Origin of the sequence: Pristimantibacillus sp. PTI5, assembly GCF_048572955.1 — a bacterium.
GTDB lineage: Bacteria > Bacillota > Bacilli > Paenibacillales > Paenibacillaceae > Pristimantibacillus.
Genome location: NZ_CP183886.1, coordinates 5038691 through 5052810, shown reverse-complemented (window position 1 = coordinate 5052810; position 14120 = coordinate 5038691). Strand labels below are relative to the sequence as shown.

The 14120-nt window shown below is 50.3% G+C and carries 17 protein-coding genes and 1 tRNA gene; 6 read left to right on the top strand and 12 right to left on the bottom strand.

Features of this window, described 5'->3' with window-relative positions; genetic code table 11:
* Positions 1–38: 38 nt before the first annotated feature.
* Positions 39–860, bottom strand: coding sequence for a hypothetical protein (locus ACN6MW_RS22595; protein WP_419872162.1), 822 nt, complete (start codon positions 858–860; stop codon positions 39–41).
* 329 nt (positions 861–1189) lie between these two features.
* Between ACN6MW_RS22595 and ACN6MW_RS22590 the strand changes: the two genes are divergently transcribed.
* Positions 1190–1266, top strand: a tRNA-Arg gene (locus tag ACN6MW_RS22590).
* A 160-nt stretch (positions 1267–1426) separates the two neighbouring features.
* Here ACN6MW_RS22590 and ACN6MW_RS22585 read toward each other — a convergent pair.
* From ACN6MW_RS22585 to ACN6MW_RS22575, 3 genes are all read right to left on the bottom strand, one after another.
* Positions 1427–1804, bottom strand: coding sequence for a hypothetical protein (locus tag ACN6MW_RS22585; protein WP_419872161.1), 378 nt, complete (start codon positions 1802–1804; stop codon positions 1427–1429).
* A complete protein-coding gene (locus tag ACN6MW_RS22580) occupies positions 1801–2163 on the bottom strand; it encodes a hypothetical protein (RefSeq protein WP_419872160.1) in 363 nt (120 codons plus the stop codon). Before ACN6MW_RS22580 ends, ACN6MW_RS22585 begins: the two co-directional genes overlap by 4 nt.
* Before the next feature lie 77 nt (positions 2164–2240).
* Positions 2241–2717 carry an HPP family protein gene (locus ACN6MW_RS22575; protein WP_419872159.1) on the bottom strand — a complete coding sequence of 159 codons (477 nt, stop codon included), beginning with the start codon at positions 2715–2717 and terminating at the stop codon, positions 2241–2243.
* Positions 2718–2834: 117 nt separating this feature from the next.
* On the opposite strand from ACN6MW_RS22575, the gene ACN6MW_RS22570 reads away from it, so the two are divergent.
* On the top strand, positions 2835–3728 hold the full coding sequence (locus ACN6MW_RS22570) for a LysR family transcriptional regulator (RefSeq protein ID WP_419872158.1): 894 nt from the start codon (positions 2835–2837) through the stop codon (positions 3726–3728).
* A 110-nt stretch (positions 3729–3838) separates the two neighbouring features.
* On the opposite strand, the gene ACN6MW_RS22565 is transcribed toward ACN6MW_RS22570, so the two are convergent.
* The gene (locus tag ACN6MW_RS22565; RefSeq protein ID WP_419872157.1) at positions 3839–4447 is read right to left on the bottom strand and encodes an AAA family ATPase; all 609 of its coding nucleotides are present in this window, start codon (positions 4445–4447) and stop codon (positions 3839–3841) included.
* Between the two features lie 150 nt (positions 4448–4597).
* Entirely contained in the window at positions 4598–4930 is a 333-nt protein-coding gene (locus tag ACN6MW_RS22560) for a hypothetical protein (protein WP_419872156.1), read from the bottom strand.
* 140 nt (positions 4931–5070) lie between these two features.
* On the opposite strand from ACN6MW_RS22560, the gene asnB reads away from it, so the two are divergent.
* Complete coding sequence (gene asnB / locus ACN6MW_RS22555) at positions 5071–6915, top strand: asparagine synthase (glutamine-hydrolyzing) (protein WP_419872155.1); 1845 nt, start codon at positions 5071–5073, stop codon at positions 6913–6915.
* Positions 6916–7122: 207 nt separating this feature from the next.
* Here asnB and rdgB read toward each other — a convergent pair whose 3' ends face one another.
* The 3 genes from rdgB to ACN6MW_RS22540 all read right to left on the bottom strand — a co-directional run bounded on the left by rdgB (position 7123) and on the right by ACN6MW_RS22540 (position 9814).
* The gene (rdgB, locus tag ACN6MW_RS22550; protein ID WP_419872154.1) at positions 7123–7785 is read right to left on the bottom strand and encodes an RdgB/HAM1 family non-canonical purine NTP pyrophosphatase; all 663 of its coding nucleotides are present in this window, start codon (positions 7783–7785) and stop codon (positions 7123–7125) included.
* Positions 7786–7790: 5 nt separating this feature from the next.
* Positions 7791–8528 (bottom strand): ribonuclease PH, encoded by a 738-nt coding sequence (gene rph / locus ACN6MW_RS22545; RefSeq protein ID WP_364143360.1) that lies wholly within the window; start codon positions 8526–8528, stop codon positions 7791–7793.
* Positions 8529–8764: 236 nt separating this feature from the next.
* The gene (locus ACN6MW_RS22540) at positions 8765–9814 is read right to left on the bottom strand and encodes a GerMN domain-containing protein (protein ID WP_419872153.1); all 1050 of its coding nucleotides are present in this window, start codon (positions 9812–9814) and stop codon (positions 8765–8767) included.
* Between the two features lie 131 nt (positions 9815–9945).
* Here ACN6MW_RS22540 and ACN6MW_RS22535 point away from each other — a divergent pair, with 131 nt between their 5' ends.
* The 3 genes from ACN6MW_RS22535 to ACN6MW_RS22525 all read left to right on the top strand — a co-directional run bounded on the left by ACN6MW_RS22535 (position 9946) and on the right by ACN6MW_RS22525 (position 11569).
* Positions 9946–10485, top strand: a complete 540-nt coding sequence (locus ACN6MW_RS22535) for a phosphatidylglycerophosphatase A (protein WP_364143366.1) — start codon at positions 9946–9948, stop codon at positions 10483–10485.
* A 98-nt stretch (positions 10486–10583) separates the two neighbouring features.
* A complete protein-coding gene (locus ACN6MW_RS22530) occupies positions 10584–11264 on the top strand; it encodes a TIGR00266 family protein (RefSeq protein ID WP_308999644.1) in 681 nt (226 codons plus the stop codon).
* A 167-nt stretch (positions 11265–11431) separates the two neighbouring features.
* Positions 11432–11569 carry a hypothetical protein gene (locus ACN6MW_RS22525; RefSeq protein WP_419872152.1) on the top strand — a complete coding sequence of 46 codons (138 nt, stop codon included), beginning with the start codon at positions 11432–11434 and terminating at the stop codon, positions 11567–11569.
* A 63-nt stretch (positions 11570–11632) separates the two neighbouring features.
* Here ACN6MW_RS22525 and glpX read toward each other — a convergent pair whose 3' ends face one another.
* From glpX to ACN6MW_RS22510, 3 genes are all read right to left on the bottom strand, one after another.
* Positions 11633–12604, bottom strand: coding sequence for a class II fructose-bisphosphatase (gene glpX, locus ACN6MW_RS22520; protein WP_419872151.1), 972 nt, complete (start codon positions 12602–12604; stop codon positions 11633–11635).
* A 274-nt stretch (positions 12605–12878) separates the two neighbouring features.
* A complete protein-coding gene (locus tag ACN6MW_RS22515) occupies positions 12879–13166 on the bottom strand; it encodes a discoidin domain-containing protein (RefSeq protein WP_419872150.1) in 288 nt (95 codons plus the stop codon).
* A 104-nt stretch (positions 13167–13270) separates the two neighbouring features.
* Positions 13271–13519 carry a hemoblobin-interacting domain-containing protein gene (locus ACN6MW_RS22510; RefSeq protein WP_419872149.1) on the bottom strand — a complete coding sequence of 83 codons (249 nt, stop codon included), beginning with the start codon at positions 13517–13519 and terminating at the stop codon, positions 13271–13273.
* Between the last annotated feature and the right edge of the window lie 601 nt (positions 13520–14120).

Below are 14120 nucleotides of genomic sequence, written 5' to 3'. Positions count from 1 at the left end.
CATAAACCATTCTATTATAAACAAGCTGGGCCAGATTATCAAGACTCTGGATCGTCTTCTCTGGATTGCTGCAGGACAGCAACCTGTCTCAAAGCCTTGCATGCTTGCTCATAACGGAATCTTAAACCTTCGGTAATGCCGTATGTATCACGAATATCGTCATCGTTCGCCGAGCCGTAAACGGTAAGAAGCAGCGTTAAATGCAGCGCAGCCGCAAAATAATCGACCGTGTCCTCGTCTTCTCTCAGCATCCAATGATAAGCAGCCGTACCATACAAAAACTGTAAACTTTCTTTCCATAACTCTCTTGCAAAATGCGGCAATGTTGGATCATCGACCTCCGCCACCTGCTCCGTTCGCTCTAAAATCCGAATAACCGGAGTCGGAAATTCATCCATGGATAGAGGCGTATCTTCCAGCTCGAGTTCAGCCGTTTCCCCTAACCTCTCCAGTGTAATCGTTCCGGAAGCGCCCCGTTTGCGCAGGCATTGCAGGGCCTTGAACTGCACGACTGGATGAACCTGCTGGGTAACCAGCCAATTCTTGATGGTCTCATTCAAATCCGGAGATTGAATATAGGCGGCGCGTTCAAGAGCCAGTATTTGCTGGTCGATCATCGGATGGTTCTGCATGATGTAGAGCACTTGGTTCACGTAAGCCTCATCCTGGTCGGGAGGATTAAGAAGCTGCTCGCGCAAGGTCGCCTCGTCCTCTTCCTTATCCTGATCAGCCATGATGAATCCAGCGCCGTCACCGTTTCCATCCTCAGGGAAAGCCATGTCGAGCCATGTCAGAAGGCTGTCCCACTCTTCGTAATGGCGAGCATCCTCACCCTGGCATTGCAGCAAAAAGCGCAGCAACTCCTTGGCCTCCCCATATTGCTCCGCTTCTAGCATACGGGTTAACTGTACCTGATAATGGTCCAGCATGCTAGGGAACAAATAAACGTTGTCCTTGTTGTCGCCTTGTGTGTCATTGGGAGTTGTAATGATAACACCGCCTTATGGTCACGCCGTTTGTTCATACTTACAATCTTGCGTTCGATTATACCATGTACGGTCAAAAGAAAAAACTAATGTCGTTTACCGGCCGTTTTAAAATGTTTTTTTATTGTTTTTTACAGAAAAAGAAGATAAATTCGAAATTAGGCTTGCAATAAAATATTCGCATGTGCTATATTATTTCTTGTGTCCCGGTAGCTCAGCTGGATAGAGCAACGCCCTTCTAAGGCGTCGGTCGGGAGTTCGAATCTCTTCCGGGACGCCATTAAATCGAAACAAAGCATTTTTTACATAAACCCGCTAAGCCCTTGAGATAAAGGGATCTGGCGGGTTTTTCTCTTTAATCCGGTTATTATGCTTTTATCCGATGAATATTTCCATCGTTAGGAACAAAAAGAGCCTATCCCGCGATAGGCTCTTTCATTTTAATATTGATCAAAAAAATCAACGACGTCTTTGGGACGGTAGTGAGAAATATCGCCATGTTCCCCGTTAACCTCTATAACCTCCACATGCCCTCCGATCTCATTTATTTTCTTTTGAAATGCTTCCGTATGGTACCGGTGCTCAATGACCGTATCTTCTTTGGAACTCCAAAATTTAAATGGAACGTTTTTAAATAGATTTCCGTCATTATCGTTTAACGGGTCGTATCCATCCAGCTTGTTCCCGGGTTTATCGCCATAAGTAATACCGTAGGCCAAATCAATTTGATCTATAAACTTATTTTCTTGCAGGTACCGCAAATTAATGGCAGGAAACAGCCCGATCACTGCTTTGGGTTTTATTATCCGATGCGTCATGGCGTTTTTTCTTTATAATATTCGATCATGCTCTCGGTTTCTTTAACCGATTGCGGATTCCCCCAATTTTGAATAAGCGAATAATCCGAACCGATAACGACATAGCCGGCATCCAGCAGAGCGACGTTTATGGATTTCACGTATTCATGGTCACAAAGCATCTTAGCCGGACCTGAGTTCCCGTGGAAAAATACAACAAACTTATTTTTCTTCAATGGATGATAAGTATCCGGTATACTCGCAACGGCGCCTACGCCGTCGATTTTATCATAAGAAACGGAGTATCCCGGAGTGTAGTCCGGCATTTGAAAAATTAGGGGTAAGATGAATGTAAAGACAGCAATAATGAATGATTTCATGAAGTAACTCCTCGTCCCGTACATGTTATCGCGGTACCTATATTAACATGTTTTCGATCACAGGTATGCGATTTGGCCTAGTTTCTTTCAGCTTGCTTCACCGCTGCTCCTTTAGCTGCCAGCAGCCTGCGATAAACGTAGGCAGCGCCTGCAATGATTATGGCTCCAAGCAGGACAGGCGTAATTAGAAACGGCCAACCCGCTCCGTTCAGCATGACGACGATCGGATTTGCGCCCGCCGGCGGATGAACGGTACGCGTCCACTGCATCAGCAGAATGGAAAAACCGACGGAAAGCGCGATTGACCAATGCTGCGTCCCGAATAGTTCAAGCATGGCAAGCCCTACGCCCGCGCTGATCATATGTCCGCCAATGATGCTTCTAGGCTTTGCGAGCGGGCTCTCCGGCAGCACGAAAGCAATGACGCAGCTTGCTCCGAAAGGGGCCATTAACAGCGATATCGATGCAGCGTCGCCTACCAGCAGCAAAAGTGCTATCGCCATTGTCCCGCCAATTGCTGCTGCAAGAGGCTTCAGACTCTTTATATTTCCCATAGACAATACCTCATTTCCCTTTATGTGATCTCATGCTAACATAGAGATATCCATTTGAATATTGAATGTTTGCGATGATATGTATTTCAATATCCGATACCATAGAGGTGAAGCTAGTTGCTGGAGTCATGGGAAGGAAGATTTTTTATTACGTTTACCGCCGTGTTGGAAGAAAAGAGCTTCAGCCGGGCAGCGGACCGGTTAGGCTACGTTCAATCGACCGTAACCTCGCATATCCGCCATCTAGAAACAACAAGCGGGAAAAAGCTGTTTCACCGGTTGCCGCGCGGCGTCGAACCTACTGAAGCTGGGATGCAGCTTGCCCCGTTTGCCTACCAATTCATCAGCCTCGGGCAATCGCTTCAGGATGCTCTGGCTGACACGGATTCGCCTTCGGGCATCGTAAGGATAGGAGCCTTAGAGTCGTTTGCCGTATCTCATCTTCCTCATTTCCTAAACGGCTTTCTCAAGCGGTTCACAAAGGTCAAGCTCCACATGGCACCAGGGCTTCATAACGATATCACCGACCTGGTCGCCAACCACCGGGCTGATCTAGGCATCGTGCCGAAGCCGCCTGAGCGCGATGACCTTTTATTCAGCCCCTTAGTCGAAGAAAAGCTGGTGCTGGTCTGCGCTCCCGCCTTGGAAGAAGGTTTTGAGCAGCAGGGCTGGCGTTCATTAGACGATTCCGCGTTTATCAGCTTTGGCGATCAGTGCATTTACCATGTCAAAGGCCGCGATCTGCTGCGGAATATGGAGATTGGAATCGCCGAGCAGCTGTCCTTCCCAAGCACCGAGCTGATCAAGCAAACCGTGAGCTGCGGGATGGGCATCGCTTTTTTGCCCGAATCGAACGTCGAGTCGGAAGTAGCCGCAGGCACGCTGCTGCCCCTGCCTCTTGCGCATGAAATGACGGTCACACACGGCATGGTTACGCATAAATCACGTGAATTGAACGCTGCTGCAAAAGCTTTCCGCCAACAGCTTACGGCCTATTTTGAATCCGTATAGCCACAGTCTTGCTCTGTTCCCGTTTGCAGCACAAAAAGGGCTGCTCCTTGAGATATGTCTGACACCTCTTGGAACAGCCCTTTTGCATGTCCATCTATATGATTGCCGGGTTACACTGGCATTGTCGCCTGATTCTCTTGCACGAATTCGTATAATTGCTCCGACTTCTCTTCCGTAAGCTCACCGCTATTATCAAATATCAAAATCGAGGAGCCGGGAATGTCCCAGTTGATCTGAGGCACGAATTCAACGCGCTTCTCAAAATCGCCCCAGTTATCCAGCTTCCATTGATCGCGTTCCGTTTGACGGCCGACGATACGATTTTTTTGAAGCTCCATGTCCTGCAGCGTTACGACAACGACTTTGATGTCAACCGCCTGCATCGACAAACCGGCTGCGCCGACAACCTCTTCAATCCACCGCTTATTTTTCAACTCTGCTGTGAATGGCGAAATCATAAACACGTTTTGTCCTGCTGCCAGATTTTCAATACATACGTCCTTCGCCGTATCGTACTCCAAATCACGCAAATGTTTTTTATAATATTCAGAATCCCGGTCTCTCTTGTCCAGCCCGTTCAGCTCCAAGATCGCCTCTACAAATCTGCCGCCAATCGTATCGCGGTCAAGAAATGCAGCGGGGATACGTTCTGATAGCTTCCTAGCTACGGTTGTTTTGCCTGTGCCTGCTACTCCGACGAAAAAAACTAACTTTTGCAAAAAAATGAACCTCCACTATTTTTTGTAGAAGTATATCATTTTTTTTTTCGTTTTAATAGAAGAGAATAGGACTTATGCTATTCGCCTCTCCGACGCGTACATGCAAAAGGGGCAAACTGCTATCAGGCGGCGGCTGCCCCTCTTCTATGTCTAAAGCAGCTGCATCGACTCGATATGCCGCTTTGTCGTGTCCGTGCCATACTCGTATAGCTGTTTGTAGATTCGTTGGATGAGCTCGTCGTAGCCTGCATTCATTTCGCCGTTGCTCGCCGTTCCGTAAGGATGGTGGGTAAAATGAAACATTTCGGCCTCATCCATGCTGGACAGCTCGTCAAACATCTCCCTCAGCTTGATATGCTCCTGCTCATTCATGCTTATTTCAAGCTCATAGGCCGCAGCCTGCGGATCCTCTAATATTTGCCCTGCCTGGACGGACACGTAATATCGTTTGCGATCCTCTCCGCCAGCTTCGCTATCTACCATAAATCGCTTGCTCCTTCCTGGTCTTTAACTTTTTACAGACATCCCTAGCATCCCCCGTCGGACAGACATTTTATCCCTTTTTTCTGCATATAACGGTATTATCGCTACTTTGAGACCAGCAAAAGAGAGGAATGAGATCGATGTGTGGAATTACGGGCTGGATCGACTGGAACCGTGATCTGACTAAGCAAAGCGAAAGCTTAGAGAAGATGACTGACACCCTGGCACCGCGCGGTCCCGACGCTTCCGGTACGTGGATATCAGCGCATTGCGCTTTAGGCCATCGACGTTTATCCGTCATTGACCCTGAAAACGGAGCACAGCCGATGATACGCCATACCGGCGATGACAAATACGTTGTTGTCTATAACGGGGAATTGTATAACGCGCCGGAGCTACGCAAGGAGCTGGAAAGCAGAGGCAGAGCTTTCACGACAAATTGCGACACGGAAGTGCTGCTGGTCGCTTTTATGGAATGGGGCAAGGCCTGCGTGGAGCGGTTTAACGGAATTTTCGCGTTTGCGATCTGGAACGTGGCCGAGCAGGAGCTGTTCCTTGCGCGTGACCGGCTTGGCGTAAAGCCATTATTTTATAGCGAGCAGGACGGCTTGTTTATTTTTGGATCGGAGCAAAAATGTATTTTGGCGCATCCTGCCGTGAAGCCGGAGGTCGGCGCAGAAGGACTTGCGGAAATCTTCATTCTCGGTCCCGCGCGCACGCCTGGCCATGGCGTATACAAACAAATCAGCGAGCTTCGGCCCGGCCGCTGCATGACGGTAAATCACTCGGGCGTCAAGACCGTGACGTACTGGCAGTTGGAAAGCCGCCCGCACGGGCAAAACGTCGAAGAAACCGCAGAGCATGTCCGCGAGCTGCTCAAGGATACCGTTGAGCGCCAGCTTGTATCGGACGTTCCCGTATGCACCCTTTTGTCCGGGGGACTCGATTCCAGCGCGCTAACGACCCTTGCGGTCAACTATTACAATGAAAACGGGCAAGGAAACGTCCATACCTATTCCGTCGATTACACCGATAACGACAAGCATTTTCAAGCGCATGCCTTCCAGCCGAACAGCGATGCGCCATGGATCGAGAGAATGACCACGCATCTAGGTACCATTCATCATCCGATCCAGTTCGATACGCCTGAGCTTGCCGGCGCCTTGAAAGCAGCTACCTTCGCGCGCGATCTCCCCGGCATGGCCGATGTTGATGCCTCTCTGCTGCTGTTCTGCCACGAAATCAAGAAAGATGCCACAGTAGCGATTTCCGGCGAGGCTGCCGACGAAATCTTTGGCGGTTATCCTTGGTTCCACCGCGAAGAGGCGCTAAGCGCAAATACATTCCCTTGGTCGCTGGCTTCGGCCATGCGCGCTGATCTGCTTGCCCCTGACGTGGCGGCTTGGATCAAGCCTCTTGATTACATCGGAGACCGTTACGCGCAGGCAGTTAACGAGGTGCCTCATCTGGACGGCGAAAGCGAGCAGCTCCGCAAAATGCGTCAAATGTCTTATTTGAATATTACCCGCTTCATGCCGACGCTGCTGGACCGTAAGGACCGCATGAGCATGGCAGCCGGTTTAGAGGTACGCGTTCCTTTCTGCGATCACCGGCTGGTCGAATACGTCTGGAATATCCCATGGGAAATTAAGACATCGGGCGACAGGGAAAAAGGCATCTTGCGCAAAGCGCTGCGCGGCGTTCTCCCGGAAGACGTCCTGACCCGCAAAAAGAGTCCCTACCCTAAAACGCATAATCCGAATTATTTGGCCGCGGTCAAAGGACTGCTGCTGGACGTGCTGAACGATCCCAGCTCCCCTCTGCTTCCGTTAATTAACGTGAATAAGGTCAGGGAACTCGCTGAATCGGATTCCGCGAAATCCAATATTCCGTGGTTCGGCCAGCTTATGTCCGGCCCGCAGCTGTTCGCCTACTTATATCAAGTGAATTTGTGGCTGAAGCAGTATAAAGTCGTCATTGGCTAAAAAGAATTCATCCCATCCCCGCTCACTTGTTACAAGCGTTAACAGCTGCACCGTCCTTAGGCGGCAAAAGCTTGTTTCGCGGAGATATAAAAGCACATTTATAGGTGAAAACTTAGAAATTCTTATATATTAAAATAAGCAACCCCATCTGCATGACGCCGGTCGACCGGCTAAATGCGGATGGGGTTACTTTATGCTTTCATGGGCTTACGCTTGCTCGAGCAGCGGAAGCAGCTTTCTAAGCGCTTCACCACGATGGCTGATCTGCTGCTTCTCTTCCTTTGTCAGCTCGGCCATACCCCGGTTCAATCTTGGCAGCCAGAATAGCGGGTCATAGCCGAACCCGCCGGTACCATGCGGGTTTTCCGTAATAACGCCGTCCACCGTGCCTTCCGCCTCAACGAATAAGCCGGTTGCAGGATCATATAACGCCAACGCGCACACAAATTGCGCCTTGCTCAGCAGCAGCGAGCCGTCAGTCAGCCGGCCCAGCTCCTCCAGCTTCTGATTCACATGCATGCGATTAAGCTCGCGAATCAGTTTTTCATTATTTGCTTCGTCCGTCGCGTCCTCGCCCGCATAACGCGCGGAGTAGACGCCCGGCTCTCCGCCAAGCGCAGCAACTCGCAGCCCCGAATCATCGGCGAGCACGGGGACGCCAAGCGCGTCACCCGTCGTTTTTGCTTTAATGCGTGCATTTGCCGCAAAGGTCTCGCCATCCTCTACGATGTCCGGAATTTGCGGATAATCCAACAGACTCGCGGTTTCTTTGCCCAGCTTTTGGAGCGCATGCGCAAACTCCTTCACTTTGCCGGCATTTTTGGTAGCCACGACGATAATCTCATGAGAGAGCACGGAATGCTTTGTCACGGATGTTAACCTCCAATGCGGGCTGCCAAAGGCCCGAGCACATCGCGCTGCTTGCTGATCAGCTCCGAAATGCCCTCTTCTCCCAGCGCAAGAAGTTGATTAAGCTCATCCCGTGAAAACGGCGCATCCTCGCCCGTTCCCTGCACCTCGACGAACTTTCCGTTTCCGGTCATAACGACATTCATATCGACCTTTGCCTTCGAATCTTCTTCGTAATTCAGATCCAGCAGCGCTTTCTCCTGAATGACGCCTACGCTTACCGAGGCTAGAAAATCAGTAATGGGATATTTCGCGAATGTGACCTTCTCCGAGATTTTGTTGATGGCAATGGAAAGCGCGATGAAAGCGCCCGTAATCGATGTCGTGCGCGTGCCTCCATCCGCTTGAATGACGTCGCAATCAAGCGTAATCGTCCGCTCGCCCAGCGCTTGCAGATCGACGACCGAGCGCAAAGCGCGCCCAATAAGCCGCTGTATTTCCATTGTCCGGCCGGTCAGTTTGCCCTTGGCCGCTTCGCGGATATTGCGCGAATGCGTTGCCCGCGGCAGCATGGCATACTCAGCGGTGATCCAGCCTTTGCCCTGCCCTTTCATAAAGGGAGGAACTCTGTCTTCAACGCTAGCGGTGCAGATTACCTTCGTCTCCCCAACCTCGATCAGGACAGAGCCCTCTGCGTATTTGTTGACACCTGTCGTTATGGTTACCGGCCGAAGCTGGTTCGGTTGCCGACCGTCGTTTCTCATACTAATTTCCTCCTGAGCACTGCTTCATATTATTTAGAAAACAATTTGATCCATTCTACAATCTTTCCTATTTTAACAAAGTAGCCTGTGAATTGCATCCGCAGCGCCCGAAAAAGAAAACACTGCTGCTGCAGGCCGTTAACTCACAGGCGCCCATACCCGCGCGAAGCACAAAAGAGGCTGTTCATCAGCATTCGCTTTTGAACAGCCTCTTTATTCGGGTTTATGTCATTTCATTAAGATTTGATGGCATTGACGTGATGCGGACGGCCAACCGGCTCGCTATAGGATTGGTTCGCCTCGTCAACTACATTCGCTTCCCCGTTCAATTTGATTTGAACGGTCGATGCGCCCGTATTTTCCGTCACGGACAAAACAAGCGCCTGAAGCATCTCAGTCGGAAGCTTCTGCCCTTCCTGATAAGCCTCGTCCTGCAAATCTACCGTCACAACATCGCCTTCCTGCACGATGTTCTTCACTTGCACATCCGGGAGGATAACGCTGGTCAGCTCTTTTTTGTTAAGCGGACCCGAGATAAGCTGTTCAAGCGCCGCTTGCGCTGGAGAGGACGAACGCTCGACAAGTCTTGTTACCGGTACGTAGTATTGCTCGTCATTTAACGTTTGTGCAGAGAAATAAAGAGTAACAGGCGTTGATTGCGCATAATTCACGCCTTCTGCCGCTTCGATATTAATGCCTACCGCGCGTGTCAGCGTTTCATCCAACGGATAACCGTCAACCGGCATTTCCGGCAGCTTGGCGCCTTCGTACCAGATTTCAACACCTTCAATACCGGTCATGGCAGTCAGCGTCCAAGTGATGGCCTCTACGATCGTACGCTCGTCCTGCACGTTGTAATCTTTGAACGGCTCCGAGAATTCGACCGTTGCAAGCTTTTGTTCCTTATCGATCTTATAGGATTTAATCTGCGTGCCCTGCGGTATGACCGCGCGGAAATCCTCGGGAAGCAGGCTGGCATACGCACCGTTTTCCACCATCATTTCGAGCGCCTTCTGTCCGGCTTGTTCATTGGCCCCCAGCACCGTTGGTATTGAGATCGGAGCCAAGTAACCGTTGCGGTCTTCAAGGTACACGGTCATTTGATTTTCTTCCCCCACTACGGCCTGTCCGGTTTCGGCGCCTTCTGTCCCATCCTTTACCTCGATCTGAGGCGGATCGATAGATTGGCTTGTCTCCTGCGAGAACAAACCGCAACCTGAAGTAAGAATCGGCAAAACGAGAACCCCTGAAAGAACTGCACCCCTAATCCATCTTTTTTGAATCATATTGACCTTTCCTCCCTAATCGAGTTTTGCCTGGCGGCTTTGTACAACTCCTTATTTGTAGTACTATGTATACGAGCCCTTCCCTGTTTTAGACCAGTTTTGTCCATAAAATCCTAAGGGGGAACAAAAACATGTCCAATCCCGAAATTTACACCCTCAATAGCCGCAAAGTGGCTGAGGCTACAGACGAATGGCTCATCAAACGCGGAGTAACGAAAATGGCCATCGCCGAGCTCGTGCATTTTTTGCAAAAGGATTATTTTCCTGACTTGACGCCTGAGGATTGTATTGTTCATGTGAATGCCGTTCTGTCCAAGCGCGAGGTTCAAAATGCCGTTCTGACTGGCATTCAGCTTGATATTCTCGCCGAGGAAGGCAAGCTGATGCCCCCGCTGCAGGATATGATCAAGCATGACGAAAGTCTTTATGGCTGCGACGAAATTTTGGCTCTGTCGATTGTCAACGTCTACGGAAGCATCGGCTTTACGAATTTCGGATACATCGATAAGCTGAAGCCGGGAATTCTGGTGAAGCTGAACGATAAAAGCGACGGGGAAATCCATACGTTTCTGGATGATATCGTCGGGGCGATCGCGGCATCGGCCGCAAGCCGGATCGCTCACCGCAGACAAGCGGAACGAGAAGGCGTTACGCAGCCTCCGCTTGATTAAACGGAGTTTACGAAGCAGGATTTTGCATTCGCAAAACCTATAAGCCTATCCTTACGAAGCAGGATTTTGCATTCGCAAAACCTATAGGAGGTTCATTCATGAATTACGATATTTTTTATAAAGGCGCTTTTGCCATGCTGAAAGTGAAGCTGAATCCGGGGGAAAGCGTTAAAGCCGAAATGGGCGCCATGGTTTCCATGTCGCCGAGCATCGACCTGAAGGGCACAGCCGACGGCGGAATTATGCGCGGACTCGGAAGAATGCTGAGCGGAGAAACGTTCTTTTTTCAAGAGATGAAAGCGGTTCGGGGTCAAGGTGAGGTTCACCTTGCTCCCCCCTCTCTCGGGGATATCGAGGCTATAGAGCTGGACGGCTCGTACAAGCTTTACGTCCAAAAGGACGGTTTCTTGGCTGGAACAAGCGGCATAGAAGTCAATACCAAAATGCAAAACCTAGGCAGGGGACTCCTGTCCGGCGAAGGCTTCTTTATTGTAGAAATCAGCGGACGGGGCACCGTATTCCTCTCCTCCTATGGCGCGATTCATGCGCTGAACCTGAGCGCCGGCGAAGAAGTCATCATCGATAACGGGCATTTGGTTGCATGGCCGGGCTATATGAATTATACGATCGAGAAAGCCTCGAAGGGCTGGCTGTCCAGCATCACAAGCGGTGAAGGCCTTGTCTGCCGCTTCCGCGGCGAAGGCGTCGTTCTGATCCAAAGCCGCAATCCGGCAAGCTTCGGCACTTGGCTAAAAAAGTTCATACCTGGCGGCAATTAGCCGTCTCCAGCCGAATACGATTCTTTTTTCACTCCCGGAACTCATTCCATAAGACCAGCTTGTCTCCGTGACAGGCTGGTCTTTTTTCCATACTACAGAAGCTTTTTTAAATCCTTGGCATACAGCTACACTTCCTTCTTGTAACAGATTTCGGTTCGCTTCACCAAATGGAAAGCATCGTGTCCGAATCGCTTACCAAAACGGAAAGCGTCGCTGCCTTGAACGAGGTCAAAGCATCCGCTCAAGCGCTTGCCCTGATGGCACAAGAGCTTCAGGAAACAGCCATGAAAATCACCGTGAACTAACTGCAATAAAAGAAGGGCTGCCCCCAAACGGTCATTGCGACCTTTAAGAGCAGCCCTGTTTCTTTAGTTATTGCCGTTTAGAAACGATTTGTTCGGCAAATAGTGCAAAGCGCGCACGAAACGCACGGTTTTTGTCTTGGCCCGCATCACGATGGAATGCGTCTCTGCCCGCTGGTCCGGAAAATACTGCACCCCGCCCAAAAACTCGCCCGGCGTGACGCCGGTTGCCGCAAAGTAAACGTCGCCCGTGCCAATCATGTCCTCCATCGTAAGGACGCGGTAGGGATCTTCAATTCCCATTTGAACGCAGCGATTGTACTCGTTGCCGTCGGCCGGCATCAATCGCGCTTGCAGCTCGCCGCCCAGACATTTAAGCGCTGCAGCGGCAATTACGCCTTCCGGGGCGCCGCCTGAGCCTACGTACAAGTCAATTCCCGCTTCCGGGAAAGCCGGAGCCATCGCGCCGGCAACGTCGCCATCGGACAGAAACTTGATGCGTACGCCTACCTTGCGCAGCACTTTAACGATGGATTCATGACGCGTCCGGTCCAAAATCATAACCGTTAAATCCGATACTTTTTTATTTAGCCCATCCGCTGCTTTACGAAGCGTCACATCCATCGGATCCGTTATGGAAAGCTTGCCTACGAGAGCAGGTCCGAATGCCAGCTTCTCCATGTACATATCCGGCGCGTGGAGAAGCTGGCCTTTGCCGGCCACAGCAAGTACGGACATCGCATTATTTAACCCTTTCGCAACGATCTCGGTGCCTTCAAGCGGGTCAACCGCGACGTCGACCTCCGGCCCGTTCAAGCTGCCTACCTCCTCTCCTATGTAAAGCATAGGAGCTTCATCCATTTCCCCTTCGCCTATGACGACCGTTCCGCGAATCGATACGGAATCAAACATCGAACGCATGGCGGACGTTGCCGCTCCGTCAGCGCTATTCTTATCGCCTCTTCCCATCCACGGCGCGGATGCGAGTGCCGCTAATTCCGTAACCCTTACAAGCTCTAATGCCAATTCTCTCTCCATAATCCAGTCTCCCTCTGCTCTGTTATGACGGAATAGATCATTAGCACACATGTTGAAGTCATTTCCGTTATTTAATATGTATCATATATTTATATATGTCGCAATATATATTTGGAATCTTCATTAAATCATCATTATTAGAACAATAAATTCATAATGAGCAATACCTATTCCTAAAGAAAAACAAGAGAGTGTCTCACCTGCAGGAAATGACCTGCCGGGATACGCTCTCTTGTTTATTTATTGCTTTCCAAAACGATACAAGAAACAGCAGCTATTCGTAAATCTCGATTTCATAAAGCGAAGGGCCGTAAGGCGGCAAGCCTTTATCCGTAACCAACACTTGAAGCCTGTAGGCTTTCCCGAATGCGCCCTCCCAGTTCAAGACAACGCTCTCTAGCTTATATATCCCTCCCAAATCAATGGAAATCCACTGCGGATAGGCCGGAGCCGACTCCCATCTCGTATTGCTGTTTCGGTCAATGGTGTTTGCCGCCGGCTGCGAGCCTGTAGAAGCAGCCGCCGTCTTGTGAAGCGCGACATTTGCGGCAGCCGTCTTCACCTGCTGCTGAACTTCGCTGATGCCGTAGCCGGAAGCGGATATCGCTATGGCATAAGTTTTAATTGCAGGAAACAGAGTGATATCCAGCTTGATTTTACCCGCTTCTACCGTGAGCTTCCACAGTCGGCAACGACGCCGTCAACCGTAAGCTGGGAGATTGCGGAGCGCCAGTCCGGCGAGTCCTCGAAGCTAAGCTCCAGGGGCTGCCCGATTTTATTACCAGTCGTATCCGCCTTAACTAACGGCGGGGCAGCGACCTCCCGAATCGCAACATTGTCGATATAAATAGTATGCTCGCCGTCCGGAGTCGTTAAATCTTCATTTACAACATTGCCTAGCAAGCACTTTCCCATCCGATCTATCCACAACCAGCTTATTCAGCTTCGATTTCATAAAATGGATGCTGTTAGCGCCGCCTCCATTGATGTGAATCATGCCCTTTACTTCGACATTCGTTAAAAACTTCAGCCGCTAATCGGTCAAGAAGAGTTACCGCCTCTACGCGCGTGATCGGCATTCCCGGACACAGCGTCTGATCCGGATACCCTGTTATGTATCCGCCGGCTAATAGCTGCTCAAGAGTGCTTTGGCGTAAGTTTGTACCTGATCCCGGTCCGTAAAGTCAGGCAGCTGGTCGCCTGCCGTGGATTGCAGCTTGAAGCAGCGACTTCTCTCCTCAGTGGGCCTCCGGCTCACTGGCCACTGACACTTCAGCGCTCACTGCCGGTATGCTGCTTGTCAGCAGCATGATGACCAAATAATCGAGATGAACCTCTTTTTCATGCGTTTTCTACTTCCTTTCCTTGTGAATAAAAATAATAACAACGCTTACTTCTCTTTTCAAAAAAACAGCCTGCACCTTACAGCTCAATGATGAAACTGCAACGTGACAGGCTGTTCGCTCGGTCAATTGTGTTTGGCCGCTTTCACAAGCAGCCTCTCTTGGTTGTGTCC

Excerpts from the sequence above, each read along its gene's own strand:
- ACN6MW_RS22560 (WP_419872156.1), bottom strand. The coding sequence starts at position 4,930 with ATGGTAGATAGCGAAGCTGGCGGAGAGGATCGCAAACGATATTACGTG.
- glpX (WP_419872151.1), bottom strand. The coding sequence starts at position 12,604 with ATGGAGAGAGAATTGGCATTAGAGCTTGTAAGGGTTACGGAATTAGCG.
- ACN6MW_RS22530 (WP_308999644.1), top strand. The coding sequence starts at position 10,584 with ATGAATTACGATATTTTTTATAAAGGCGCTTTTGCCATGCTGAAAGTG.
- asnB (WP_419872155.1), top strand. The coding sequence starts at position 5,071 with ATGTGTGGAATTACGGGCTGGATCGACTGGAACCGTGATCTGACTAAG.
- ACN6MW_RS22535 (WP_364143366.1), top strand. The coding sequence starts at position 9,946 with ATGTCCAATCCCGAAATTTACACCCTCAATAGCCGCAAAGTGGCTGAG.
- ACN6MW_RS22525 (WP_419872152.1), top strand. The coding sequence starts at position 11,432 with ATGGAAAGCATCGTGTCCGAATCGCTTACCAAAACGGAAAGCGTCGCT.
- ACN6MW_RS22540 (WP_419872153.1), bottom strand. The coding sequence starts at position 9,814 with ATGATTCAAAAAAGATGGATTAGGGGTGCAGTTCTTTCAGGGGTTCTC.
- ACN6MW_RS22510 (WP_419872149.1), bottom strand. The coding sequence starts at position 13,519 with ATGGGAAAGTGCTTGCTAGGCAATGTTGTAAATGAAGATTTAACGACT.
- ACN6MW_RS22585 (WP_419872161.1), bottom strand. The coding sequence starts at position 1,804 with ATGACGCATCGGATAATAAAACCCAAAGCAGTGATCGGGCTGTTTCCT.
- rph (WP_364143360.1), bottom strand. The coding sequence starts at position 8,528 with ATGAGAAACGACGGTCGGCAACCGAACCAGCTTCGGCCGGTAACCATA.
- ACN6MW_RS22575 (WP_419872159.1), bottom strand. The coding sequence starts at position 2,717 with ATGGGAAATATAAAGAGTCTGAAGCCTCTTGCAGCAGCAATTGGCGGG.
- ACN6MW_RS22580 (WP_419872160.1), bottom strand. The coding sequence starts at position 2,163 with ATGAAATCATTCATTATTGCTGTCTTTACATTCATCTTACCCCTAATT.